We start from the raw sequence: 26887 nt of genomic DNA on the forward strand, positions 1-26887 counted from the left end.
CATGCACGAGTCCGACGAATTGACTGAAAACCCACACTCTTTACCAACAATTTCGTACCCTGATGACCTGCCAGTCAGCGCCCGACGGGCCGAAATTGCGCAGGCGATCAAAGACCATCAGGTGGTCATTGTGTGTGGTGAAACCGGCTCGGGCAAAACCACCCAATTACCCAAAATCTGTCTGGAGCTGGGCCGTGGCCTGCAGGGCAAGATTATTGGTCATACTCAGCCGCGCCGTCTGGCCGCCACGTCGGTCGCCAAGCGTATTGCCCAGGAGCTGCAATCGGAGATTGGTGACTGGGTAGGGTATCAAATCCGCTTTAACGACAAGACCGGACCGCGCTCGGCCATCAAATTGATGACAGACGGGATCTTGCTGGCCGAGTCCCAGCGCGATCCCCTGTTAAGCCGCTATGACACCATCATTATTGACGAGGCCCATGAACGCAGTCTGAACATCGACTTTCTACTGGGCTTTTTAAAGCAACTGTTGCCACGTCGTCCGGACCTGAAGCTGATTATTACCTCGGCCACAATTGATGCCGAACGTTTCGCGCAGCACTTTGCCCACAAGGGCAAGAAGGCGCCTGTCATTGAAGTGTCGGGCCGTCTGTATCCCGTCGATATTGTGTACCGCCCGATTCTGGACCCGTCTTTGGTCGATGCCGAAGAACGCCGTTCCGCCTCCGAGGAGGAGCGGGATCTGATGCAAGGCATTGTGGATGCGGTGCAGGAATGTGCCCGGCATGGTACGGGCGACATTCTGGTCTTCCTGCCTGGTGAGCGTGAAATCCGCGAAGCCACCGAGGCGCTGGAAAAAGAAAAGCCCATCAATACCGTGATCCTGCCCTTGTTTGCGCGTCTGTCGCAGGCGGATCAGGAACGTATTTTCCGACCCAAAGGCAATGCGCGCCGTGTGGTGCTGGCGACCAATGTGGCAGAAACCTCGCTGACCGTGCCCGGCATTCGCTTTGTGGTCGATAGTGGTCTGGCGCGTATCAAGCGCTATTCCTGGCGCAACAAGGTCGAGCAACTGCGTATTGAAGCGATCAGTCAGGCATCGGCCAGCCAGCGGGCAGGGCGTTGCGGTCGTATTGGCCCCGGTATCTGTATTCGTCTGTATGACGAGCAGGATTTCAAGAGCCGCCCCCCCTTTACGGATCCCGAGATTCTGCGTTCCTCGCTGGCCTCGGTGATTTTGCGCATGAAGGCCTTGCATCTGGACGATGTGGAAACCTTCCCCTTTGTGGAGCCGCCAACTGGCCGAGCGATTGCCGATGGCTATCAAATTCTGCAAGAGCTGGGTGCGCTGGATGAACAGCAGCGCCTGACCAAGGTGGGCCGTTCCCTGGCCAAACTGCCTGTGGACCCGCGTGTGGCCCGCATGATTCTGGCCGGTCATGAACATCATTGTTTGACGGAAATGCTGATCGTGGCCTCGGCCATGTCCGTGCAAGATCCGCGTGATCGTCCTGTCCATGAGCGCGAAGCGGCCAATCAGGCCCATGCCCGTTTCAACGACGACAAGTCCGAGTTCCTGTCCTATGTGAAGCTGTGGAACTGGTTGGAAGAGCTGTCGCAGGAACAAAGCTCACAGCGCAAGTTTGCCAATAGCGTTAAACAGGCTTTGCTGTCCCCTTTGCGTATTCGTGAATGGCGAGATGTTCATACCCAATTACGCAGTCTGGTACAGGAGCAGCGCTGGGTCGCCAACCCCTCGGCAGCGACGTATGAGCAGGTGCATCTGGCCTTGTTGACGGGCTTGATCGGCAATATTGGCTACAAGAGTGAAGAAACGGGTGTCTATCAAGGTACGCGTGAATTGCGCTTTGTGATTCACCCCGGCTCCAAGCTGGTCAAGAAAGCAGGCCGCTGGATTCTGGCGGGCGAGCTGATGGAAACCACGCGACTCTTTGCCCGCTGTGTGGCGCGTATCGAGCCGCAATGGATTGAAAAAGTTGGCGCCCATTTGCTGCGTAAAACCTGGGGCGATCCGCGCTGGGAGAAGAAAGCCGGGCAGGTAGTGGCCAACGAGCGTGCTACCTTGTATGGCTTGCTGATTTACAGTGGCCGTCGCATTCACTTTGGCCGCATTGATCCGGTGCAGGCACGCGAGTTGTTCTTGCGCCAGGCTCTGGTGCCAGGCGAGATCGACTCCAACCTGCCTTTCCTGCGTCATAACCGTCAGCAGATACAGGCGGTAGAGCGTTTGGAGCACCAATCCCGCCGCCCGGATATTTTGGTGGACGAAGAACTGATTTACGCGTTTTACGATCAGCGCATTCCCAAGGACGTGTACCAGACCGCCACATTGGAAAAGTGGTTCAAGGGCTTGTCCAAAGAAGAGGCCAAGGGCCTGGAGCTGAATCGCGACGAATTGATGCAGCACGACGCAGCCGGCATCACCACCGAGGTCTTTCCGCGCTCCGTTGAATGGCAGGGCGTGAAGATGGCGCTGGATTATCACTTCGAGCCGGGCTCGGTGCGCGATGGGGTGACCTTGAGCGTTCCCTTGTTCGCCTTGAACCAGATCGACGCTGCGCGTTGCGAGTGGCTGGTGCCCGGCATGCTGAAAGAAAAAGTGCTGGCTTTGCTGAAATCCTTGCCACAACGCATCCGCCGCCATTGTGTGCCGCTGCCCGATTATGCTGCCGCCTTTCACCAACGCTGGTTTGAAAAAGCAGCCGATCCGGGCATAAGCCTGCTGGACGCCATTTCGCAGGATATGTGGACTCAGCTCAAGCAAAGGCCGCAGCGCAGTGACTTCAAACCCGAGACGCTGGCGACGCACTTGTTCATGAACTTCCGGGTCATTGACGAGCATGGCCGCATGTTGTCGGGCGGGCGCAATCTGGATCAGCTCAAGGCCGAGCATGGCCGTCAGGCCCAGGCCTCCTTCCAGCAAATGGCCGCCAGCGACGAACAGGTAGCGCAAGTGCTGGATCACGAGCAACTGACCAGCTGGAGCTTTGGTGAACTGCCCGAGCTGATGGAAATCAAACGCAAGGGGCGCAGCTTTATTGGCTACCCGGCCTTGATCGACAAGAAAACCCATTGCGATCTGGATGTGTTCGATGACCCGGCCCAGGCCCAGCGTCAGCACCGTCAGGGTTTGCGCCGCTTGTTCCGTTTGGCCCTGCGCGAGCAGGTGCGCTTTCTGGAAAAGAACATTACGGACCTGACTCGTATCAGCATGCTGTACATCAATCTGGGGACGCAGGAACAATTGCGTGATCAGGTCATTGATGTGGCTCTGGAGCAGTCCTGCATGATGGAGCCCTGGCCCAAGAACCAGGCCGAGTTCGAGGCTCGCGTGCAGGAGGGCCGCAGCCGTCTGGGTCTGGTGGCCCAGGAAGTGGCGCGTCTGGCCGGGCAGATTCTGACTGAATGGAGTGCCGCCCAGAAGAAACTGGCGCAAATCAAGGCCCACCCCGAGGCTTTGAAAGACATACAGCAGCAATTGAACGCCTTGATGCCCACCTTGTTTCTGGAAAGCAATGAATACGCGCAGTTGGCGCATATGCCGCGTTACTTGAAAGCGGTACAAACACGGGTGGACAAGCTGCGTGCCGATCCGGCTCGCGATCAACGCCTGATGCAGGATATGTCGGTTTTGCTGACCAAGTACCAGCGTGCCGTGGCCGCGCTGAAAGGTGCGACTGATAGCGGTTTGCGGGATTTCCGCTGGATGCTGGAGGAACTGCGCGTGTCCTTGTTTGCGCAAGAGTTACGCACCCCCATGCCGGTTTCGGTCAAGCGTCTGGAAAAAGCCTGGGCGGCGCTGCAACGCTAAGACGGTAGCCGTTTGAGATCTGCAGGGCGATATTGGGCATTGGGATGCGCCCTTGCAGATCATGTGCTTTGGGTTTGAATGCCTTGCAATACGTTTCAAGGTATTCACCCGTAGCGCCATTTCAGCCTCAACAATGTCCTTAGGCTTCAGTACAATTCCATCATGAGCGAAACCACCCCTTCCTTTGTCCATTTGCGATCCCACTCGGAGTTCTCCGTGGTGGACGGCATCGCCCGTATTCCCGAAATGATCAAGAAAGCGCAGGCCTATGGGCAGCCTGCACTGGCTTTGACGGATTTGTGCAACTTGTTTGGGCAGATCAAGTTCTATACCTCGGCGCGTAAAGCCGGGCTGAAAGCCATCATGGGTTGTGATATCTGGCTGCAGAACGAGGAAGACCGCGAAAAACCGTCGCGCTTGCTATTGCTGGTGCAAAACGAGGCCGGTTACTTGAGTCTGTGTGACATTCTGACCCGCGCCTGGCTGGGCAACCAGTACAAGGGGCGAGCAGAAGTGCAGCGCGCCTGGCTGAAAGAGTGCAGTGGCCTGATTGCCCTGTCCGGTGGACGTATGGGCGATGTAGGCCAGGCCCTGGCCGATGGCAATCTGGAATTGGCCCGTGATTGCGCCCGCCACTGGGACAGTCTGTTCCCGGGCGCTTTCTATATTGAGTTGCAACGCAGCGGTGCGGACGGCGACGAACTGTATGTACAAGCTGCCATGCGTTTGGCAGCAGAGATGGACCTGCCTGTCGTTGCTACGCACCCGATTCAGTTTATTGCCCCGGACGATTTCCGCGCGCATGAGGTGCGGGTGTGTATTGCCGAAGGCGAACAGCTGGCCAACCCCAAGCGTGTGAAGCGTTTTACGCAAGAGCAATATTTTCTAAGCTCGGACGAAATGCAGCAGCGCTTTGCGGACGTTCCTGCTGCGCTGGAAAACACGTTGGAAATTGCCAAGCGTTGCAACCTGGAGCTGGAACTGGGTAAACCCTATCTGCCCGATTTTCCCACGCCCGATGGCATGTCGCTGGGTGACTTCCTGATTCAACAGGCCAAAGACGGTCTGGAAATCCGCTTGAAGCAGCTGTATGCCGACCCCGAGGAGCGCGAGAAGCAACGCCCCACCTACGAAGAGCGTTTGATGTGGGAGTGCAACACCATTATTTCCATGGGCTTCCCCGGCTACTTCCTGATCGTGGCGGACTTCATCAACTGGGGTAAGCATAATGGCGTGCCCGTAGGACCGGGTCGAGGATCGGGCGCGGGTTCCCTGGTGGCTTACAGCATGGGGATTACCGATCTGGACCCCTTGCGCTATGACTTGCTGTTCGAACGTTTCCTGAACCCCGAGCGGGTATCCATGCCTGACTTTGACGTGGACTTTTGTCAGGACAACCGCGAACGCGTTATTGATTACGTTAAACAGAAATATGGCCGTCAGGCCGTCAGCCAGATCGCCACGTTCGGTACTCTGGGCGCAAAAGCCGTGGTGCGCGACGTAGGCCGTGTGCTGGAATTGCCTTACAGCCTGTGCGATGGCTTGTCCAAACTGATTCCTTTCAACCCCGCCGATCCCTGGACGCTGGAACGTGCGCTGGCCGATGAGCCGGCCTTCCGCGAGCGTTACGAGAACGACGAGGAAGTCAAAGCCCTGATCGATCTGGCCCGTCCCTTGGAAGGCCTGACCCGTAGTGTGGGCATGCACGCCGGGGGGGTCTTGATTGCGCCCGGCAAATTGATCGATTTTTGCCCGCTGTATGCCCAGTCTGGCCCGGACGCCAACGCCGTGTCGCAATACGACAAGGACGACGTGGAGGCTGCCGGCCTGGTCAAGTTCGACTTTCTGGGGCTGCGTAACCTGACGATTCTGGACTGGGCCGTGCGCTATGTACGCCAGTTCAATGCGGACAAGCGCGAGTTCGACATCATGGCCTTGCCATTGGATGACGACGCCTCCTACAAGCTGTTGTGCGAAGGTAATACGACAGCGGTGTTCCAGCTGGAGTCGCGTGGGATGAAGGAGCTGCTGCGCAGTCTGCGGCCTTCCACCTTTGAAGACATTATCGCCATGCTGGCCCTGTATCGTCCGGGGCCGCTGGAGTCGGGCATGGTGGTGGACTTCGTGAACCGTAAACACGGTCGAGCCGAGGTCGATTACTTCCACCCGGATCTGGAAAGCACCTTGAGCAGCACCTACGGGGTCATCGTCTACCAGGAACAGGTGATGCTGATCTCGCAGATTATTGGTGGCTACTCGCTGGGTGGCGCCGACTTGCTGCGCCGTGCCATGGGCAAGAAAAAGCCCGAGGAGATGGCCAAGCACCGGGTTCTGTTTGAGGAAGGGGCGGTCAAGAAAGGCCACGACCCTGAATTGGCGGTCAAGCTGTTTGACCTGATGGAAAAGTTTGCGGGCTATGGCTTTAACAAGAGTCACTCCGCTGCTTATGCTCTCATTGCCTATCAGACGGCCTGGCTCAAAGCCCACCATCCGGCCGAGTTCCTGGCCGCGACTTTGTTGTCCGATATGGACGATACCGACAAGGTCCAGATTTTCTGGAAAGACGCGCTGGCCAACGGCGTGGAAGTCTTGCCGCCAGATATCAATGCGTCCAACTATCGCTTTGAGCCTGTGCAGGACAGCTATACGGAAAAAGGCTTGCCGCCACGCACCATGCGCTACGGTCTGGGCGCCGTGAAGGGGACCGGTCAGGCTGCGGTTGAAGCAATTGTGGATGCTCGCAAGCAAGGCGGTCCTTTCACCAGCCTGTTTGATTTCTGCCGTCGTGTAGACCGCCATCAGGTGAACAAGCGCACCATTGAAGCCTTGGTGCGTGCCGGCGCTTTTGACACGATTGATGAAAACCGCGCCGCTTTGTTGGCCAGTATCGGTGCCGCTACCGAAGCTGCCGAACAGGCCGAACGTAGCGCCAACCAGTCTTCGCTGTTTGATGACGACTCCAACGATATTGTGGAAGGCGAGGTTGCGAAAGTGGCTCCCTGGAGCCTGCAAGATCGCTTGCGTCAGGAAAAGACGGCACTGGGCTTTTACTTCAGCGGCCATTTGTTTGACGCCTGGCGTGATGAGGTCCGCCGTTTTGCACCGACACCGTTGGCACGTCTGGAAGCGTCGCGTAGTCCGCAGTGGTTTGCCGGTGTGCTCTCAGCGGTGCGTGTACGCATGACACGTCGCGGCAAGATGCTTTACGCCATGCTGGATGACGGCTCGGCGCAGCTGGAAGTGGCCATCTTCAATGAGCTGTTTGAAGAGCATCGCCAGCGTCTGAAAGAGGACCAGTTGATCATCATCCAGGGCAAGGTCAGCAACGACGATTACACCGGCGGCTTGCGTATCAATGCTGACGCTATTTTTGACTTGCAGCTGGCCCGTGAAGCCCGTGCCAGTTGCCTGAGCATCGGCCTGAACAATAATGCCGACGCACAGCGTCTGCAAACCTTGTTGGCACCACACCGTGCCCAGGAGCAGGGCGGGGTGCCGGTCGAGGTACAACTGCAGCGTCCCGATTATGAGTGCGTGGTGCAGTTGGGCCCGCAGTGGCGTGTTCGTCTGGCGGATTCTTTGCTGGAGCAGCTGGAAGGCTGGGACGCCACGCGCGAGGTGGAGATCAGCTACCGATGAGGCCCTTGCGCATTCTGCACTCGGAAGCTGCCACCAGCTTTGGTGGTCAGGAAAACTACATCCTGCGAGCCATGCGCATCTTGCGCGAAAGGGGGCATCAGGTGGAGGCCGCCTGCCAACCCCACGCCCAGTTGACCGAGCGCCTGCGCGACGAGGGTTTTGTGGTTCATACCCTGTTGATGGATGGCCCGGCCAATTACATGCGCGGTGTGCGCCAGTTGCGTCGGGTCTTGCGCCAAGGTCAGTTTGATGTGCTGAACAGCCATAGCCGCCGTGACACCATGCTGGCCGGTGTGGCCGGGCGCCTGGCGGGAACCCCCTTGATTGTGCGTACGCGCCATCTGGCCAAGAAAGTGGGCTCCTTGATGTCTTACACCATCGTGCCCAAACGGGTGATTACGCCCAGCGATTATGTGCGCGATCACCTGATCGAGCGGGGCGTGAAACCTGGGCATGTTCGGGTGGTCTATCCCTGTGTCGATCCCAGCGTGATTGATTCAGCGCCCCTCCTGGATTTGCGTGCCCAGTTGGGTTTGGCGTCTGATACCTTGCTGGTAGGTTGCGTTGCCGTATTGCGGCGCGAAAAAGGCCATCATGAACTGATCGCCGCCATGCAGCCTTTATTTGATCGCTACCCTCAATTGCACTTGGTGCTGGTGGGGGGCGGCTCTCCGGGTTATGAACAGTTGCAGGCCTTGATCGCGGAGCTGGGGCTGCAAGGGCGGATTCATATGCTGGGCGCTCGTGCAGATGTGCCCTCGATTCTGCCCAATCTGGATATTTTTGCCTTGGCGACCCATATGGAAGCGTCGGGCACTGTTTTTGTAGAGGCTGGAAGCGCTGGCATTCCTGTGCTGGGCAGTCGCGTTGGCGGGGTCCCGGAGATGATGCAAGAAGGCCGCAGCGGTTTGCTGGCGGATTTGCACGACCCGGAGCAGTGGCGTGCCGCCTTGGAAAAAATGATCCGGAGCACGGAGTTGCGTCAGGAAATGGGAGCCGCAGGGCGCCTGTTTTGTCGTAGCGACGAGCGCTTTACCCCGGTTGCCATGGGCGACCGGCTGGAAGGCGCTTATTATGCTTGGTTAAAGGAGCTTCAGGGATGAAAGTGGCAAGCACTGTGCCCGTCATGATGTACCACCATGTCACCCCGGAAGGGGGCATGATCAATGCCAGTCCCGAGCATTTCGAGCAGCATTTGCAATGGTTGAAGAAAAACGGCTGGACCAGCCTGACAACCGAGCAATTTGTAGGCCATCTGCAAGGGCAGGGCGTACCGCCCAAATCGGTACTGATTACCTTTGATGACGGCTACCTGGATAACTGGGTCTACGCTTATCCCTTGTTGAAAAAATATGGCTTCAATGCCGTGATTTTCCTGGTGACAAGCTGGATCAATGAGGGGCCTGTGCGCCCTTATCTGGGCCAGGGCCAGGACGTGCCCGAATGCCCGGATCATCGTGAATGTGAAGCGCGTATCGAGCAAGGTCGCAGCGACGAGGTGATTTTGCGCTGGAGTGAAATCCACGCCATGCAGGCTGATGGTGTGTTCGAGTTCCACAGTCATACTCATACCCATACTCGCTGGGACCTGAGCGAACAGCGCGATCAAAAGAACGACAAGATGCGTTGGGAACTGGAGCAATCCCGTCAGACCTTGAAGGCCAATATGGGTATGGTCTCTGACCAGCTGTGTTGGCCGCAAGGCTATTTTGATCCTGATTATGTGCAGGTCGCCCAGCAAGCCGGTTTCCGCTATCTGTATACAACGCGCGCCTTTGGCTCTAACCAGCCTGGTAGCGATCCTTTGCACATTTATCGTTTCGCCGTGCGTGACACGACGGGCGTATCGGTAGGACGCAGGCTGAATGTTGCGGTACATCCCGTGATCGGTCCGATTTTCAACAGGTGGAAAGCATGGCGTCGTCGTCAACGACAGAAGTAGGGCAAAGCGCCGCGTCGAGTTCTGGCAAGCGCCTGTCCGTTATCCTGATTACGAAAAACGAGCAGGCGCATATTCGTGCCTGCCTGGAATCCGTTGCCTTTGCGGACGAGATTATTGTGGTGGACTCGGGCAGTACGGATGAGACGGTGGAAATCGCCCGTTCCATGGGGGCGAACGTGACGGTCACCCCGGATTGGCCCGGTTTTGGGCCGCAGAAGAATCGGGCACTGGATCAGGCCACGGGCGAGTGGGTGCTGTCCATTGATGCAGACGAGCGTGTTACGCCCGAGCTTGCACAACTGATTCAGCAGGAAATGACTCAGCCTCGTGGTACGGCTTACCGGATTGCCCGCCTGTCAGAGTTCGCTGGCCGCTGGATGCGCCATAGCGGTTGGTGGCCAGACCGGGTATTACGACTGTTCAAGCGTGGTACAGCCCGTTTTAACGACGCCAAAGTCCATGAAAGCGTGCAGACCGAGCATCCAGTCCTGATCTTGGATGGGCATTTTCTGCATTACCCCTACGCCAGCCTTGAAGTCTTTATCGACAAGATCAACCGTTATTCCTCGGATGCGGCCCGTCAAATGCAGGCCAAGGGCAAGACCACCAGCCTGCCGGGCATTGCTGGCCATGCCAGCTGGACCTTCGTGCGTCACTATATTGTTCGACGGGGATTTCTGGATGGCCCGCAAGGCTTCATTCTGGCGTGTATGGCCGCTTCTGGCAGCCTGTTTCGATATAGTAAGCTGTGGTATTACACCCGTCAGAAGTCTGATTAGCCCCTTATAATGCCGCCTATGATTCCGATTCTTATGTACCACCAGGTCGGGGTGCCTGCTCCCAAGGGCTCGCCTTACCGTGGTTTGACCGTGCATCCTACTGATTTTCGGCGCCAGATGACTTGGCTCAAGCGCTTGGGTTACCGTGGTTTATCCATGGCGCAACTGATGCCGTACCTGCGGGGTGAAAAGCAGGGCAAGGTTGTGGGAATCAGCTTTGATGATGGCTACCGTAACGTCTTTCAGAACGCCATGCCGGTGCTGGATGAATTGGGCTTTACGGCGACCAATTACATTGTGGCGCGGCATCTGGACGGTTCGAACTTCTGGGACCAACCCAAAGGAGTGCCGCATTCCGGTCTGATGTCCTTGCCAGAACTGCGCGCCTGGGTGAACGCCGGTCATGAAGCCGGTTCGCATACGCTGGACCATGTGCATCTGACCGATGTGTCCTCGGAAATTGCCCATTACCAGATCGCGCAATCCAAGGCAGAGCTGCAAGACGTGCTGCAAGTGGAAGTCAGCGCGTTTTGCTATCCCTATGGCGATCAGAATCAGGCTATTCGTGAGCAGGTGCGTCAGGCTGGTTATTTGAATGCCACCACGACCAATCGCGGTCTGGCCCGTTCAGACGATGATTTATTTGACTTGCCCCGTGTGACGGTCTCGCGTTCCACCAATATTTTGCGCTTCGTGCAAAAGTGCGTGACACGCCTGGAAGACAAGCGTCGTACGGTTTCCCGCTCATGAGCTCAGATCAAACCCGCGACACTCCCGCTGCGATTCCCGAGCGCCTGCGCATCGCTTTTGTGGTCGATCGTTTCGGTAACCGCTTTGGCGGCGCTGAAGCGTATGGGGTGGAACTGATGCGCGAGCTGGCCGAAAAACACGAAATCACCGTGTTTGCGCGCGAATATGACAGTCGCTGTGATTTGAAGCTGGCCTATGTGCCTATTCGACATTGGTCGCATTGGCCGGGCTGGATACGCGGCATTCTGTTTGCCCGTCAGGCCGCCAAGGCCACTGCGCAAGGTTTTGATATTGTGCACTCGCACATGAACGGCTGGTGCGGGGACGTGGAAGTAGTGCATGTCACCCCCGTGCGGTTTAACTGGCGCGTGCGGCCTTTGCCTTTATTGAAAAAACTGGGCTCCTACTTCAGCCCGAGGGTCTGGGGGTATCTGGGTTTGGAAAAACGCCGTTTGCGCCCCGGTCCTCATGCCGTAGTCGCCGTTTCGGGCCTGATTGCCGAACAATTGCAGCAAGCCTATGGCAGCGTGCACGACTATCCCGTCATTGCTCCCGGTGTGGCCTTGCCGCAAGCCGATGCCCAAGGCCAGGAGCGCACCCAGGTTCGCGAGTCTTTGGGTTTTACGAACGATCAGGTTGTCTGCCTGTTGGTGGCTCGTAATCCGCTGCGTAAAGGCTTGAATACGGTGCTGGAAGCCTTGGCGAAACTGCCTTCTCATTATCGATTGCTGGTGGTGGGCGGAAAACCGGGTTTGCGTGACCAGATACGCCAGCAGCTTCAGACTCTGAATATGCAGGATCGCGTCATCCTGCAGGGTGAAACCTCCAACGTCGAACCTTTTTATCGCGCTGCCGATATCTACGTGCATCCCACCCTGAATGACAGCTTTGGCATGGCACCGCTGGAAGCCATGTCCTATGGCTTGCCGGTTGTCCTGAGCCCGGCTCCGTGGTGCGGCTTTGCCCAATATGTGCAGGGCGGCTATCACGCACTGCTGCTCAGCCATCCGGAGGATGCTCAGGAACTGGCTCAGGCGATTGAGAAAATCAGCAAGGACCCGGCCATGGCCAGGAACCTGATCGAGAACTCGCGTGAGTTATTGGTTCAATTCAGCTGGCCTGCCGTCGCGACTCGCTATCAGGACCTGTATCAAAAAGTGTTGCTTCGCCGCCAAGATTAAAGGCAGGTGCAGCCAGGTTTTCTCTTTTACCGAGATTAAATCGTCAAAACTGCTGTTCAGTCATTGTTCAGCTTACGCAATAGCGGATACACTTTGTGGCCTGTAGATGCTCGATCTGAGTATTTGTCTGTCATTCACAGCCGCTGACGGAGCGAGTTTTGAAGGTCCTGATCACTGATATTCACCATGGTAATGGCGGTGGCCATGTCACCTATATTCTGGGTTTGTTGCGCGGTTTGGCCCATCAGTGTGAATTCACTCTGGCGGCACCGGCAACGGGCCGACTGTATCGGGAAGCGTCGCAGATACCCGGGGTAAGAGTGTTGCCAGGCCTGTATACCGCCCGTATCGGGACGGCCCTGTCGGAAATCTGGAACCTGCGCCGTTTTTTGCAGCGCGAAGCCTTCGATATCGTGCATTGCAATGGCAGTACCGATCATCGTCATGTCATGATCGCCTGCAAAACCTTGTCGAATCCTCCCGTTATTATCTGGACCAAACACAATACCAAGCGTCTACACAGCATGGGTAACCGTTTGCGGGCGCGCTTTGGGACTGATCTTTGCATTGCTGTCAGCGATTATGTTGCCCGCCAACTCGCCAATTCCGATTATCGGCGTTGCAACGTTGAACGGATTTATCACGGTCTGGACTTGGAGCATTATTCCCCGGTTTCCGCGCAGGAAAAGCAGGCTGCACGCCAAGCACTTTTCGGCGCTGATTTGGCAGAGAACAGTTTGGTGCTGGGCTCAGTGGGTGGCACGGATCTGGAAAAAGGTTGGTTGCTGCTGGTTGAAGCAGTGTCCCGTCTGGAGCCGGAACTCAAGCAGCGCGTTCGGATTGTGGTAGCAGGTGATCCACCTGCGCAGGCTGTTCGGGAGCAAGTGCAGGCTTTGGGCTGTGCCGAACAATTGGTTTTCCCCGGCTTGGTTAAGGATGTGCGGTCGATCCTGGCTGCCTGTGATGTGGGGTTTGTGCTTTCTTACAAAGAGTCGGCCTCGTACGCGTGCTACGAATCCTTGGCTTTGGGGCTGCCCGTCTTGATCTCCAATGCGGGTGGTCTACCGGAAAGCATCGAGCATTTGCATGAGGGTTGGGTGGTGCCTTGTGGAGACGTGGCAGCCATTGAGGCGCATGTCCGAGACATGTTATGTCAGAAGTACTGCTTGCATACCGTGGGCAAGCGTGCCAGGCAGCGCGCAGAAAACCGTTTTGATGCGCAGCGTTTTTCGGTGGATACCTATCAGGCCTATTTGAAGGCGCGGGCGCTATAAAGTCAGATGCAGGCCAAGCCTGTAGTAAAAAGCGTTCTGAGTGTATTTCAGAACGCTTTTTTTATGCTTAGTTGTTGAGGGACGGAGCAGTGATTGTTTCCAGCTCCGTCAGCCAGATCAAGGCATCTTCCCGCTTTTCTCCACACATTTCCGGCGAGGCTTGCAAGCCCGAGCAACAGGCAGGGCGTTCGGGTTGGCCAAAAATCCGACAACGTAGCTGTTCGTCCAGCTGAATACAGGGCACACCCGCAGGCTTGCCGTGGGGCATGCCGGGGATAGGACTGGAGATAGAGGGGGCGATACAGCAGGCCCCACATTCAGAACGGCAAATCATGCCCAGCCTCGGGACCAGTACACCAGAATCCCGACATATTCCTTGATGATGGAGCGGCTGGATTGCAGGGCCATCAGATTGGGTTTCCACATGGAAAACTCGGGGCTGTTCGGAACCGTTAGCTGTGGGGCGGCACCAGCCGCAATGACATCGACCCCTTGCTTGCGGAAAATTGCCATGGCGCGTGGCATGTGCAGGGCAGAGGTTACCAACAAGACTTTCTTGGCCTGCTTTTCTTGCAGTAGCTGGGCGGTGTATGCACCATTTTGCTGGGTGGTCAGGCTTTCGTTTTCCATCAGTGTGGCCGAGGCGGGCACATCCAGATTAGTCAGGGTGTTGGCCATGACCTTGGCTTCACTGATGCCGCCGTCCAGCGCGGCTCCCGACAAGACAATGTAAGGCGCACGGCCCGCTTTATACAGATCGGCCGCTCGTTCTACCCGCGCCGATGTTTTCTGTGCTGTTTGGGGCAAGAACCAATTGCTGCGGTTTTGAGCGGTGTGGCCGCCCAGAACCACAATGGCATCGGCTTGCGTTACCTGCTCAGCCGGCTGATAGGGATACATTTTTTCCAGATAACCGCCCGCATACAGACTGGTGGCAGGCAGGGACCAGGCGCCGGTCCAGAGCAGTCCGGCCAAGGCCAGAGCGGCGGCGGTTTTGCGCAGGCGCAAGATAAAGAGCAGCACCGCCACAAGTAGTAGGGCGGCAAACAAATTCAGCGGAATGACCAGGCTGGTCAGGATGCTCGATACATTCATGGGTGCTCCCGCTCTGACTCCAGCACTTGCACCACCTCGTCCAGCGTTGGCCATTGGCCATCGCGCCCCAGGCAAATCGCCCGTGGCGACCAGGGACCGGTGTCTTCAGGGTTGGTGACGCCACATAAGGTCAGCTGCTGGGCCTTGATGGCTGCCGCGACATGGGAGACGCCAGAGTCATTGCAAATAACCCACTGCGCCTGTTGGCAAAGCCGCGCAAACGCTCCTAAAGGCAGGGGCGGCAGGCAACGTGCGCTGGGCGCATTTTGCAGGGCAGCCTCATGCTCGTTGGGCGGGGGGCACATAATGACGGTTTTGCCTTGGGCTTGCAGATGGCGGGTCAGTTGGTCGAAATACGGCCAGACTTTGACGCGGCCTTTGTGCAGTCCCGTTGCGGTAGGGGCGATCAGAATATAGTCACCGGGGCGCAGGGCGGCTTGGCGCAGACTGTTGTCGCCTTCTTGCCGTTGCAGGGGGCTGAGCGTCAAATCCAGGGTGGCTGGGGCTTGTTCAGGCGCCGGGTTCAATTTCCACAGCGCCAAAGCCTGCTGAACAATATAGAACCAGGATTGCACCGCATGCAACTGCTTTTGCGGCTTATTTAACGGCCATCGTAATAAAAGGCTACGGCCATCGTCCCGGTAACCGCAGGCTGGCAGACCTGCCAGTTTGAAGCTGAGGGCACTGCTCAGCGAATCGGGCAGCAGCAGGCCATACGCTTGGCGATGGCCGTGTTGGCGACGATAACGGCGTATGGCTTTGGCATCCTGGTGCCAGTGGCTGCTCATGGGGATGAAGCCATGCAAGGGGTAAGCCGACAGCAGTTCGCGGGCCCAGGGACGGGCGCAAACCACGACGGGCAAACCGGTATCCAGCAGAGCCTGTAAACACGGCAGGCTCATGCATACATCGCCTAGCCAATTAGGCAATCGTAAATAAAGGGCAGAGGGATCAGACATGAACAGGACAACTAGGCAGAACCAACAAGTGCGGAGGCGCTCGACTCAGGCAATGAGCGTTAGAATAAACACAATTAGATAGTATATAGGGTGTCCTCGTTGTCCAACGCCATAGAAACCAAAATCAAGCCTGCTGGGCACGATCCTGTCAAATCCGATCTCTGGAAGCGCATTTATAGCCGTTTGCTGCCTTATTGGAAGGTAGCGGTGCTGGCGCTGATCCTGGTCAGCATCTCCTCAGCTACCCAGCCAGTGCTGGCGGTGATCATGAAGCCTTTGCTGGATGATGGCTTTACGGGTGCCAATCCGGACTATATGTGGTCCATCCCGCTGGCGGTGATCGGGCTGATGTTTGTGCGCGGCGTGACCAGTTACGGCAGTTCTTATTTGTTTGCCTGGATCGCCAACAAAATGTTGCTGACTTTACGTGGTGACATGTTCTCCCGCTTGCTGGGATTGTCCGATTCGGAGTTCAAGCAAGGGGATACTGGCCGTTTGCTGAACCGCTTCACGATTGATGCCGGCACCATGACTGGCGTTGCCACCGAGGTGGTCACCGTCGTAGTGCGTGAAACCTTGACCGTGATCGCCTTGTTGGGCGTTCTGCTTTACATGTCCTGGCAATTGACCGTGATCGTGTTTCTGGTCATGCCCGCCTCGGTCTTTGTGGCCAAATTGGTGTCGCGTCGCCTGCGCCGCATCAACCGCGATACCGTGAACATGAATGCCGAGCTGACTCGTGTGGTCAGTGAAGCTATCGATGCCCAACGTGTCATCAAGCTGTTTGATGGCTACGAGCGCGAAAACACCCGTTTCATGTATGTGAATGCGCGCCTGCGCCGCTTCGCCATGCGCGCAGCTTCTGCGGATGCCGCTCTGTCGCCTATTACACAGTTGTTTGTGTCGATTGCCGTGGCCGGAGTGATTTTTGTCGCTCTTTACCAGGCTAATACCGGCACGCTGACTATCGGTAGCTTTGCTGCTTTCATGGCTGCCCTGGGACAGATTTTTGACCCTATCAAGCGTTTGACCAATATCACCGGCACGATGCAGCGCATGCTGGTGGCGGCAGAAAGTGTCTTCAAGCTGGTTGACCAGGACCCGGAGCCCGATACCGGGACTCGAGAGTTCACGCAGCCTGTGCATGGTCATATCGAGTTCGACTCGGTGTCACATCGTTTCCCCAACGCGCATCGCGATACCTTGTCCGAGGTCAGTTTTGCGGTGCAGCCCGGCCAGACCATTGCCCTGGTTGGCCGTTCCGGTAGTGGCAAGACCACACTGGCCAATATGTTGCCGCGTTTCTTGATTCCTAGCAGTGGGCAAGTGCGGGTAGATGGCATTCCCTCCGAAGAGCTGACCTTGCGTAGCTTGCGTAGCCAGATTTCTTTGGTCAGCCAGGACGTGGTGCTGTTTGAGGCGACGATTGGCCAAAACGTGGCCTATGGTGCAGGAGCCGATGTTACGCCGGAGCGTATCTGGGAGGCGCTGGAGGCAGCCAATCTGCGCGAGTTCGTGGAAGGCTTGCCACAAGGTCTGGATACGATGGTGGGCGAGAATGCCAATTCCCTGTCTGGCGGCCAGCGTCAGCGTCTGGCCATTGCCCGTGCCTTGATTAAAAATGCTCCCATTCTGATTCTGGATGAAGCCACCTCGGCTCTGGATAATGAGTCCGAGCGTCAGGTTCAGATGTCGCTGGAGACCCTGATGAAGGGCCGCAGTACCTTGGTGATTGCGCATCGTCTGTCTACCGTACAAAATGCGGATCAAATCCTGGTGCTGGACGAAGGGCGGATTATTGAGCAGGGCCGTCACGACGAATTGCTGGCCCGCAACGGTGTGTACGCCGGTTTCTACCAAATGCAGTTTCAGTTCAACGAATAAGCAGCCTGGGGCTGCACGATAAGGAACATCATGAAGAAAATCATTCTTGCGCTGGCCGGGCTGGCTGTGTTGGCAGGGTGTGCCAAGCAGGGTGCGGAACTGCGAGAACAAGATTTGCGTCGTCCCAGCTACTTCAAGACGGAGCGCCGCATCAATACGGACTTTGTGGGTATTCAGCGTGCCTTGTTCAAGCATCAGGCCGAGTGTGGCAAAGCAGCGGTTTTCAAAATGGATGAGCGTCAGGCCAGCTACGGCACTTTGCGCTACGAACTGGAACCGGGGGCGGGCTGGGATAAAAGTATCCTGATCGATCTGACCATGATGCAAAAGGGTTGGGTAGACGCAAAGGTTTACGCTTACCGCGCTGATGTGAAGCGAGAGATTCAGGAGATCTTCACTTCAATTCGTGCTCCAGGTGTGTGCAATCCGGACGATGCACCAAAAGAAGTGCTGCCCGAGGATGATTTTGTACCGGTTGCGCCGCTGTAAGTGTCCAAGCTTTGTGCTGGGCAACTCGCTCAGCACATGAGGCGCCCTGATCGCAGGACAAATTTGTCCTGCTCGTGACCCGCTTTTTCAGGCGGGTTTATTGTTTTTAGTCCCTCTCAATGAACAGAGATGATTATGGATCTTGCCTCTACACCCCCAGTCAGACAGACAGCCTCGACAGCAGCGATGCTTTATCTGATTTGCGGCAAGATTGCGGCGGGTAAATCCACCCTTGCTAAAAAGCTGTCCGAGCAGCCCAAGACCGTGCTAATCAGCGAAGATTTCTGGCTGGCTAACGTATACCCCGGTCAAATTGCGTCTTTGGAAGATTACGCGCGCTGTTCAGCGCAGTTGCGGGCGGCCATGGCACCGCATATTGCTGCTTTGTTGCAGGCTGGGATGTCTGTAGTGCTGGATTTTCCGTCCAATACCTTGGCAACACGCGCTTGGGCGCGGGAGCTGATTGAAAAGTCGGCTGTGGCTCACGAACTGCATTATCTGGATGTAGCTGACGAACTGTGCAAGGCACGTTTGCATGCTCGTAATGCCAGTGGTGAGCATCCCTTTGAGACGACCGAAGCGCAGTTTGATTTGTTCAGCTCTTACTTTGTGGCACCTCAGGAGTCAGAGGGCTTTCATATCATTCGCCATCAGATTAGCGAATAAGCCGGGGCGTGTTTTTCTGCTGCTAGTTGCCGCGTGCCAGAAGATGTTTGCTGGTTTGCTTGTATCTGTGCCTGAGCTTTGCGAGTGTAGGAGCGTGTCCGAGCAGGCCGTAGACTTGCCGTACAAGAGCTAATGCAGGGGATTGGCTACTCAGCCAACCCCAACGCTGACCAATTACAGCAAAATAATATCGTACTGTTCCTGGGAGTAGTGTGGATCTACTTCCAGGGAAATGGGCTTGCCAATAAAGTCGCCCGCCACGGCCAGGTGCTGGCTTTCTTCTTCCAGAAACAGGTCCACGACCTCTTGAGCCGCCAAAATACGAAATTCTTTGGGATTGAATTGTTTGGCTTCGCGCAGGACCTCGCGCAAGATTTCATAGCAGACTGTGCGGGCCGTGCGGACGGAACCTCGCGATTGGCAGGTGGGGCAGGGCTCGCATAGTTGGTGCGCCAAAGAGTCACGCGTACGTTTGCGCGTCATTTCCACCAGACCTAATTGACTAAAGCCATTGATCGTCACGCGAGTGCGGTCTTTGGCCAGCGCTTTTTGCAGCTCCTGCAAGACAGACTCCCGGTGAGCAGGGTCGTCCATATCAATAAAGTCCAGGATGATGATGCCACCCAGATTGCGCAGACGCAGTTGGCGGGCCAGGGCAATCGCTGCTTCCAGGTTTGTTTTGAAGATCGTGTCGTCAAAGTTGCGACCACCGACGAAACCGCCGGTATTCACATCCACCGTAGTCAGTGCTTCGGTCTGATCGATAATCAAATAGCCGCCGGACTTCAAATCCACCCGACGCGACAGGGCGCGATTGATTTCTTCATCTACATGGGCTGTATCAAACAGAGCGCGACTGCCTTTGTGGTGACTGATGCGCTCAAGCACCGAGGGCGTGTAAATCTGTGCCCACTCCTTCATCTCCTGCACGACGGTGCGTGAGTCCACGATGATGGATTGGGTGTTGGGCGTCACCATATCGCGTAAAACACGTTGCGCCAGGCTCAAGTCCGTATAAAGCACAGAGGGGGCGCCTTGCTCGCGGATACGTTCCTGAATACGTGTCCACAAAGTACGCAGATACTGCTGGTCTGCACTGATCTCTTCATCCGTCGCGCATTCGGCCTGAGTCCGTACGATGAAACCGCCTTTCTCATCCTTGGGCATAAGACGACTGACACGCTCGCGCAGCTCGATCCTGTCTGCATCCGAACCAATCCGTTGCGATACGCCAATATGAGGATCAAAAGGCAGATACACCAACATGCGGCCCGCAATACTGATTTGTGTTGATACACGAGCACCCTTGGTGCCCAAAGGATCCTTGATGACTTGTACTAATAGAGACTGACCTTCGTACAAGAGCTTTTCAATCGGCGTGGTGGGACTACCCTGATTACGCTCGGTGCGATTCTGGCGTAAGTCCGCGACATGGATAAACGCCGCGCGTTCCAGGCCAATATCAATGAAGGCACTTTGCATGCCGGGCAAAACCCGTGCCACCTTTCCCAGATAGACGTTCCCCACATAACCGCGTTGGATGCTGCGCTCGATATGAATTTCCTGGACAGCACCTTGCTCGACCAGGGCAACACGGGTTTCAAACGGAGTGACGTTAATCAGGATGTCTTCATGCATAGTAATTTCGCTCAGGAATATCTGTTCCGGGCTAGTGTAGGGCCAAGTCGGTGAGGCTGCTATGCCTTTATGACTATATAGAGAGTTTAGGGAGGATGAATGCTTCGCTTGTCTTTGTTTGGGAGACTGCTTGGAGGCGTTTATGGTTCCAGTTGCTTTATGCAGGTCGCCACTCGAGGCCCCGGGACCGGGTGTTGGGGCGGACTACTTGCCGGCGCAATGCGCCGGTCCCCTTGTCGGAGTCACAATCGGGGCGCAGTCTGAACTCGCCCAGTGATTGGTCCCCCGGACCAATCACAAACTTTGGGCTCAAACAGCAGACTGCTTGCATCCCCGATTGTGACTCCGACTGCGGCAAGTACTCTGACTCGCCCCAACACCCGGTCCCGGGGCCCCGAGTGGCTAGCAGCCCTGCATAATGCTCGATCTTGGAGGCCATTCAACTCGTTATCTCTATATAGACACTGTTGGTTGAAGGCACAGGGCCGATGCAGCGTTCGTGTGGCCGTTCTTTTGTCCGCTATCTATCTATCCATCCAGCAACCAACCAACCAACCAACCAACCAACCAACCAACCAACCAACCAACCAACCAACCAACCAACCAACCAACCAACCAACCAACCCATCGACTGGCGACTATTTTTGGGAGGGGGGGCTCCCCTATCTATATAGAAGGAGGATAGAGGGAGGAATGGTCAGAGGACGGGGGAGATGATTTAACGAATTTCCGTGAGGAAAATAGCTTTCTGTTCGTGTTTTGCTCTGAAGAAGCTTGAAGCCTCCTGCCTGAAGGCAAAAAGTCGAAATAAGCTAAAAATTATTTTTATAGTTATTCTTCATAGTTATCAATCAGCTACATCGTTTTACGGAGTTTTCTATCCTGAACTACCAAGAAAAAACCCATGAAACGCTTGCAAAGCGGAAAATCCTCGTGCTATAGTTCTTTTCTCGCTGCAGCACACACAGGGTTTTCCCTGAAGCGCTACAGAGAGCAGTTAGACAAGTTTCACCGCCTTGGCCAAGAGGCCCGCACCGAAGCTTGAATGACTGGTCAGGAAACTGACAGGGTGTAAAACCCGGAGCTTGACAAATCAGAAAATTCTGTGTTAAAGTTCTAGGTTCTGCTCCAGAGAACGCAACGTTAAGTTTTTAAGCGGTTTTGCAGGTTGAAACGGTTTTGAAAATTTACCCTTGTTTGTGAAGTTGGATGGTTAGCCTCACGGTTGATTGTTCAGCAGGTAGAAAGGAACGAAAGTTCTGGTTTAAGCGAGACGAGTTGGACGGTTTTAAAACTTTCTAACTTCTTCAAAAAAACGCTTGACACACTGCCTGATCTGCTTCATAATCTCGTTTCTCTGCTGCTAACACAGCAAGGCACGAAGCGCTAGGCGCGACGAGCCAGCCGGGTTAGTCAGTAGAACGACAGGCAACTGTCACTGCTCTTTAACAATTAACAGCCGATAAGTGTGGGCGCTTGGAATGAGCGAGTCGAACCCTTCGGGGATCGCCACAAGTTTGTATCAAGTGCTCACAAACGAAAGATGAAGAATTACCTTGTGTAACTCTGAATTTTTCTTTGAGACACAATCGGTCTCGTCGCAAGACGGGACAACCACAGAGATTAAACTGAAGAGTTTGATCCTGGCTCAGATTGAACGCTAGCGGGATGCTTTACACATGCAAGTCGAACGGCAGCGCGAGAGAGCTTGCTCTCTTGGCGGCGAGTGGCGGACGGGTGAGTAATATATCGGAACGTGCCCAGTAGCGGGGGATAACTACTCGAAAGAGTGGCTAATACCGCATACGCCCTACGGGGGAAAGGGGGGGATCGCAAGACCTCTCACTATTGGAGCGGCCGATATCGGATTAGCTAGTTGGTGGGGTAAAGGCTCACCAAGGCAACGATCCGTAGCTGGTTTGAGAGGACGACCAGCCACACTGGGACTGAGACACGGCCCAGACTCCTACGGGAGGCAGCAGTGGGGAATTTTGGACAATGGGGGAAACCCTGATCCAGCCATCCCGCGTGTATGATGAAGGCCTTCGGGTTGTAAAGTACTTTTGGCAGAGAAGAAAAGGTATCCCCTAATACGGGATACTGCTGACGGTATCTGCAGAATAAGCACCGGCTAACTACGTGCCAGCAGCCGCGGTAATACGTAGGGTGCAAGCGTTAATCGGAATTACTGGGCGTAAAGCGTGTGTAGGCGGTTCGGAAAGAAAGATGTGAAATCCCAGGGCTCAACCTTGGAACTGCATTTTTAACTGCCGAGCTAGAGTATGTCAGAGGGGGGTAGAATTCCACGTGTAGCAGTGAAATGCGTAGATATGTGGAGGAATACCGATGGCGAAGGCAGCCCCCTGGGATAATACTGACGCTCAGACACGAAAGCGTGGGGAGCAAACAGGATTAGATACCCTGGTAGTCCACGCCCTAAACGATGTCAACTAGCTGTTGGGGCCGTTAGGCCTTAGTAGCGCAGCTAACGCGTGAAGTTGACCGCCTGGGGAGTACGGTCGCAAGATTAAAACTCAAAGGAATTGACGGGGACCCGCACAAGCGGTGGATGATGTGGATTAATTCGATGCAACGCGAAAAACCTTACCTACCCTTGACATGTCTGGAAAGCCGAAGAGATTTGGCCGTGCTCGCAAGAGAACCGGAACACAGGTGCTGCATGGCTGTCGTCAGCTCGTGTCGTGAGATGTTGGGTTAAGTCCCGCAACGAGCGCAACCCTTGTCATTAGTTGCTACGCAAGAGCACTCTAATGAGACTGCCGGTGACAAACCGGAGGAAGGTGGGGATGACGTCAAGTCCTCATGGCCCTTATGGGTAGGGCTTCACACGTCATACAATGGTCGGGACAGAGGGTCGCCAACCCGCGAGGGGGAGCCAATCTCAGAAACCCGATCGTAGTCCGGATCGCAGTCTGCAACTCGACTGCGTGAAGTCGGAATCGCTAGTAATCGCGGATCAGAATGTCGCGGTGAATACGTTCCCGGGTCTTGTACACACCGCCCGTCACACCATGGGAGTGGGTTTCACCAGAAGTAGGTAGCCTAACCGTAAGGAGGGCGCTTACCACGGTGGGATTCATGACTGGGGTGAAGTCGTAACAAGGTAGCCGTATCGGAAGGTGCGGCTGGATCACCTCCTTTTAGAGCGAATGGCTCGCAAAGCGAAAGCGTCCACACTTATTGGCTGTTAGTTAATGTCATGACCATTGAAGGTATCGCCCACTGGTGATAGATGGGTCAGTAGCTCAGTCGGTTAGAGCACCGTCTTGATAAGGCGGGGGTCGTTGGTTCGATTCCAACTTGACCCACCAACGATTACCTCGGGGGATTAGCTCAGCTGGGAGAGCACCTGCTTTGCAAGCAGGGGGTCGTCGGTTCGATCCCGTCATCCTCCACCACCGCTTTTGTGGTTGGTTGTCGATACAGCAAGGTTCATGACAGAGTATAGGGCACAGGCCAACAGCGGTTGACCTGGCGCTAGATTCAACGAAGAGTGTTCTTTTTAAAGAATACTGCTCGTTGGGTTATGCAACCCACGAATTGCTCTTTAACAATTAGGAAGAAGCACAACGAAGGTGTGTTGTCTAATAAACGCAAAGCGAATTTCGCCTTGTGATGACAATACACGGGTTGTGATTGCAACAGAACAAATTATGTTCAACGAAAGTTCTCAAAAATATAGACGTTGTTCAGTCTTCGGATTGGATAACAGCTAAGGATTGATGAACGGCAACAACGTATACTCATATTCCTATAACAGCATCAAGCGTTATAGGATCAAGCGAATAAGTGCATATGATGGATGCCTTGGCGATCACAGGCGATGAAGGACGCGGTAGCCTGCGAAAAGCTACGGGGAGCTGGCAAACAAGCTTTGATCCGTAGATGTCCGAATGGGGAAACCCACCGTAGTAATACGGTATCCCATGCTGAATACATAGGCATGTGGAGGCGAACCGAGTGAACTGAACCATCTCAGTAACTCGAGGAAAAGAAATCAACCGAGATTCCGGAAGTAGTGGCGAGCGAAACCGGACCAGCCTGGATGTTTTAGCGTAGTGAATAGTCGAATGGAATGGAAAGTCCAGCCGTAGCAGGTGATAGCCCTGTAGGCGAAATTCAGTACGTGGAACTAAGCATCGAACAAGTAGGGCGGGACACGTGAAATCCTGTCTGAATATGGGGGGACCATCCTCCAAGGCTAAATACTCGTGATCGACCGATAGTGAACCAGTACCGTGAGGGAAAGGCGAAAAGAACCCCGGAAGGGGAGTGAAATAGATCCTGAAATCGTATGCATACAAACAGTAGGAGCACCTTCGTGGTGTGACTGCGTACCTTTTGTATAATGGGTCAGCGACTTACATTCAGTGGCAAGCTTAACCGAATAGGGGAGGCGTAGCGAAAGCGAGTCCGAATAGGGCGATTCAGTCGCTGGGTGTAGACCCGAAACCAGGCGATCTATCCATGGCCAGGTTGAAGGCACGGTAACACGTGCTGGAGGACCGAACCCACTAATGTTGAAAAATTAGGGGATGAGCTGTGGATCGGAGTGAAAGGCTAAACAAGCCTGGAGATAGCTGGTTCTCTCCGAAAACTATTTAGGTAGTGCCTCGTATATTACTGCCGGGGGTAGAGCACTGTTATGGCTAGGGGGTCACAGCGACTTACCAACCCATGGCAAACTCCGAATACCGGCAAGTACAGTACGGGAGACAGAGCACCGGGTGCTAACGTCCGGACTCAAGAGGGAAACAACCCAGACCGCCAGCTAAGGTCCCTAACTATGGCTAAGTGGGAAACGAAGTGGGAAGGCATAGACAGTCAGGAGGTTGGCTTAGAAGCAGCCATCCTTTAAAGAAAGCGTAATAGCTCACTGATCGAGTCGTCCTGCGCGGAAGATGTAACGGGGCTAAGCCATAGACCGAAGCTGCGGATGTGTACTTTAGTACACATGGTAGGAGAGCGTTCCGTAAGCCTGTGAAGGTGTTCCGTGAGGAATGCTGGAGGTATCGGAAGTGAGAATGCTGACATGAGTAGCGATAAAGGGGGTGAAAAGCCCCCTCGCCGTAAGTCCAAGGTTTCCTGCGCAACGTTCATCGGCGCAGGGTGAGTCGGCCCCTAAGGCGAGGCAGAGATGCGTAGCTGATGGGAAGCGGGTTAATATTCCCGCACCGTCGTAGAGTGCGATGGGGGGACGGATTGCAGAATGTTATCGGGGTGTTGGATGTCCCCGTTGGCGCATCATAGAAGGCACTTAGGCAAATCCGGGTGCGTAATTCAAGGGTGTGACTGGATAGAGCTTCGGCTCTAAACTAACTGGAAGCAGTTCCAAGAAAAGCCTCTAAGCTTCAGCTCTACGAGACCGTACCGCAAACCGACACAGGTGGACGGGATGAATATTCCAAGGCGCTTGAGAGAACTCAGGAGAAGGAACTCGGCAAATTAATACCGTAACTTCGGGAGAAGGTATGCCTCATTAGTGTGATGTGCCTGCGCACAAAGCATGAAGAGGCCGCAGTGAATCGGTGGCTGCGACTGTTTACTAAAAACACAGCACTCTGCAAACACGAAAGTGGACGTATAGGGTGTGACGCCTGCCCGGTGCCGGAAGGTTAAGTGATGGGGTGCAAGCTCTTGATCGAAGCCCCGGTAAACGGCGGCCGTAACTATAACGGTCCTAAGGTAGCGAAATTCCTTGTCGGGTAAGTTCCGACCTGCACGAATGGCGTAACGATGGCCACACTGTCTCCTCCTGAGACTCAGCGAAGTTGACATGGTTGTGATGATGCAATCTCCCCGCGGCTAGACGGAAAGACCCCATGAACCTTTACTGTAGCTTTGCATTGGATTGTGAACCGGCCTGTGTAGGATAGGTGGGAGACGTTGAAGCGTGGTCGCCAGATCGCGTGGAGTCATCCTTGAAATACCACCCTGGTCTGTTTGCGGTTCTAACCTAGGTCCCTAATCGGGATCGGGGACCGTGCATGGTGGGCAGTTTGACTGGGGCGGTCTCCTCCTAAAGTGTAACGGAGGAGTTCGAAGGTACGCTAGAGACGGTCGGAAATCGTCTTGATAGTGCAATGGCATAAGCGTGCTTGACTGTGAGACTGACAAGTCGAACAGGTACGAAAGTAGGACATAGTGATCCGGTGGTTCTGTATGGAAGGGCCATCGCTCAACGGATAAAAGGTACTCTGGGGATAACAGGCTGATACCGCCCAAGAGTTCATATCGACGGCGGTGTTTGGCACCTCGATGTCGGCTCATCTCATCCTGGGGCTGTAGCCGGTCCCAAGGGTATGGCTGTTCGCCATTTAAAGAGGTACGTGAGCTGGGTTTAAAACGTCGTGAGACAGTTTGGTCCCTATCTGCCGTGGGCGTTGGATACTTGACGGAGCCTGCTCCTAGTACGAGAGGACCGGAGTGGACGTACCACTGGTGTATCGGTTGTCATGCCAATGGCATTGCCGAGTAGCTACGTACGGAAGAGATAACCGCTGAAGGCATCTAAGCGGGAAACTCGTCTGAAGATTAGGTATCCCGGGGGCTTGACCCCCCTGTAGGGTCGTCCGAGACCAGGACGTTGATAGGCTGGGTGTGGAAGTGCAGTAATGCATGTAGCTAACCAGTACTAATTGCCCGTGTGGCTTGATCCTATAACCCTTGAGGTTGTAGTGAGTTAAGTTGTTGACCACAGAACGTAATATTGAAGTGCAGCGCAACCCGCGCTTGACACCTTCGTAACCGCTGCTAGTTGATCCGTACTGATCGCTA

Annotated in this window: 15 protein-coding genes, 2 tRNA genes, 2 rRNA genes and 2 pseudogenes; 17 read left to right on the forward strand and 4 right to left on the reverse strand. The window is 55.2% G+C overall.

Features of this window, described 5'->3' with window-relative positions; all coding sequences use genetic code 11:
* Position 1: 1 nt before the first annotated feature.
* From hrpA to NIZ92_RS05805, 8 genes are all read left to right on the forward strand, one after another.
* Positions 2 to 3793 carry an ATP-dependent RNA helicase HrpA gene (gene hrpA, locus NIZ92_RS05770; protein WP_254002839.1) on the forward strand — a complete coding sequence of 1264 codons (3792 nt, stop codon included), beginning with the start codon at positions 2 to 4 and terminating at the stop codon, positions 3791 to 3793.
* Between the two features lie 162 nt (positions 3794 to 3955).
* Positions 3956 to 7432, forward strand: coding sequence for a DNA polymerase III subunit alpha (gene dnaE, locus NIZ92_RS05775; RefSeq protein ID WP_254002840.1), 3477 nt, complete (start codon positions 3956 to 3958; stop codon positions 7430 to 7432).
* Positions 7429 to 8535 (forward strand): glycosyltransferase family 4 protein, encoded by a 1107-nt coding sequence (locus NIZ92_RS05780; protein ID WP_083053968.1) that lies wholly within the window; start codon positions 7429 to 7431, stop codon positions 8533 to 8535. The genes dnaE and NIZ92_RS05780 overlap by 4 nt, the downstream gene beginning before the upstream one ends.
* On the forward strand, positions 8532 to 9374 hold the full coding sequence (locus NIZ92_RS05785; RefSeq protein WP_022983576.1) for a polysaccharide deacetylase family protein: 843 nt from the start codon (positions 8532 to 8534) through the stop codon (positions 9372 to 9374). Before NIZ92_RS05780 ends, NIZ92_RS05785 begins: the two co-directional genes overlap by 4 nt.
* Positions 9347 to 10153: a glycosyltransferase family 2 protein gene (locus NIZ92_RS05790; protein WP_254002841.1), complete on the forward strand. Its 807-nt coding sequence runs from the start codon at positions 9347 to 9349 to the stop codon at positions 10151 to 10153. Before NIZ92_RS05785 ends, NIZ92_RS05790 begins: the two co-directional genes overlap by 28 nt.
* A gap of 9 nt (positions 10154 to 10162) precedes the next feature.
* Positions 10163 to 10903 (forward strand): polysaccharide deacetylase family protein, encoded by a 741-nt coding sequence (locus tag NIZ92_RS05795; protein ID WP_026484362.1) that lies wholly within the window; start codon positions 10163 to 10165, stop codon positions 10901 to 10903.
* Positions 10900 to 12084, forward strand: coding sequence for a glycosyltransferase family 4 protein (locus NIZ92_RS05800; protein WP_137431242.1), 1185 nt, complete (start codon positions 10900 to 10902; stop codon positions 12082 to 12084). Before NIZ92_RS05795 ends, NIZ92_RS05800 begins: the two co-directional genes overlap by 4 nt.
* A gap of 158 nt (positions 12085 to 12242) precedes the next feature.
* Complete coding sequence (locus NIZ92_RS05805; RefSeq protein ID WP_035270697.1) at positions 12243 to 13358, forward strand: glycosyltransferase family 4 protein; 1116 nt, start codon at positions 12243 to 12245, stop codon at positions 13356 to 13358.
* A gap of 67 nt (positions 13359 to 13425) precedes the next feature.
* Here the strand turns inward: NIZ92_RS05805 and NIZ92_RS05810 are convergent, their stop codons facing one another.
* From NIZ92_RS05810 to NIZ92_RS05820, 3 genes are read right to left on the reverse strand one after another with little or no spacing between them, the layout of a single operon-like run.
* Positions 13426 to 13692, reverse strand: coding sequence for a YkgJ family cysteine cluster protein (locus NIZ92_RS05810; protein WP_254002842.1), 267 nt, complete (start codon positions 13690 to 13692; stop codon positions 13426 to 13428).
* Positions 13689 to 14453 carry a YdcF family protein gene (locus NIZ92_RS05815; RefSeq protein WP_009461680.1) on the reverse strand — a complete coding sequence of 255 codons (765 nt, stop codon included), beginning with the start codon at positions 14451 to 14453 and terminating at the stop codon, positions 13689 to 13691. The genes NIZ92_RS05810 and NIZ92_RS05815 overlap by 4 nt, the downstream gene beginning before the upstream one ends.
* Positions 14450 to 15355 carry a glycosyltransferase family 9 protein gene (locus tag NIZ92_RS05820; RefSeq protein ID WP_035270695.1) on the reverse strand — a complete coding sequence of 302 codons (906 nt, stop codon included), beginning with the start codon at positions 15353 to 15355 and terminating at the stop codon, positions 14450 to 14452. The genes NIZ92_RS05815 and NIZ92_RS05820 overlap by 4 nt, the downstream gene beginning before the upstream one ends.
* A 156-nt stretch (positions 15356 to 15511) precedes the next feature.
* Between NIZ92_RS05820 and msbA the strand changes: the two genes are divergently transcribed.
* The 3 genes from msbA (at position 15512) to NIZ92_RS05835 (ending at position 18451) form a co-directional block, all read left to right on the forward strand.
* On the forward strand, positions 15512 to 17296 hold the full coding sequence (gene msbA / locus NIZ92_RS05825; protein ID WP_031233031.1) for a lipid A export permease/ATP-binding protein MsbA: 1785 nt from the start codon (positions 15512 to 15514) through the stop codon (positions 17294 to 17296).
* 30 nt (positions 17297 to 17326) lie between these two features.
* Positions 17327 to 17785 carry a hypothetical protein gene (locus NIZ92_RS05830; RefSeq protein WP_009461686.1) on the forward strand — a complete coding sequence of 153 codons (459 nt, stop codon included), beginning with the start codon at positions 17327 to 17329 and terminating at the stop codon, positions 17783 to 17785.
* A gap of 186 nt (positions 17786 to 17971) precedes the next feature.
* Positions 17972 to 18451 (forward strand): ATP-binding protein, encoded by a 480-nt coding sequence (locus NIZ92_RS05835; RefSeq protein ID WP_238441682.1) that lies wholly within the window; start codon positions 17972 to 17974, stop codon positions 18449 to 18451.
* A gap of 174 nt (positions 18452 to 18625) precedes the next feature.
* On the opposite strand, the gene rng is transcribed toward NIZ92_RS05835, so the two are convergent.
* Positions 18626 to 20089 (reverse strand): ribonuclease G, encoded by a 1464-nt coding sequence (gene rng / locus NIZ92_RS05840; RefSeq protein ID WP_009461688.1) that lies wholly within the window; start codon positions 20087 to 20089, stop codon positions 18626 to 18628.
* Between the two features lie 488 nt (positions 20090 to 20577).
* On the opposite strand from rng, the pseudogene NIZ92_RS19675 reads away from it, so the two are divergent.
* The 6 genes and pseudogenes from NIZ92_RS19675 to NIZ92_RS05865 form a co-directional block, all read left to right on the forward strand.
* Positions 20578 to 20703, forward strand: a pseudogene (locus NIZ92_RS19675) (PT domain-containing protein); the annotation flags it as partial.
* A pseudogene (locus tag NIZ92_RS19680) lies at positions 20642 to 20806 on the forward strand (PT domain-containing protein); the annotation flags it as partial. The pseudogenes NIZ92_RS19675 and NIZ92_RS19680, both read left to right, overlap by 62 nt.
* Before the next feature lie 908 nt (positions 20807 to 21714).
* Positions 21715 to 23251, forward strand: a 16S ribosomal RNA gene (locus NIZ92_RS05850).
* Positions 23252 to 23344: 93 nt separating this feature from the next.
* A tRNA-Ile gene (locus NIZ92_RS05855) sits at positions 23345 to 23421 on the forward strand.
* An 11-nt stretch (positions 23422 to 23432) separates the two neighbouring features.
* Positions 23433 to 23508, forward strand: a tRNA-Ala gene (locus tag NIZ92_RS05860).
* A 377-nt stretch (positions 23509 to 23885) separates the two neighbouring features.
* A 23S ribosomal RNA gene (locus NIZ92_RS05865) occupies positions 23886 to 26769 on the forward strand.
* Together the 16S and 23S rRNA genes with 2 tRNA genes alongside form the textbook arrangement of a ribosomal RNA operon.
* Positions 26770 to 26887 lie beyond the last annotated feature (118 nt).

The sequence above is a fragment of the Alcaligenes sp. 1735tsa3 genome, assembly GCF_024134565.1.
In the GTDB taxonomy this organism is placed as follows: domain Bacteria; phylum Pseudomonadota; class Gammaproteobacteria; order Burkholderiales; family Burkholderiaceae_B; genus Alcaligenes; species Alcaligenes phenolicus.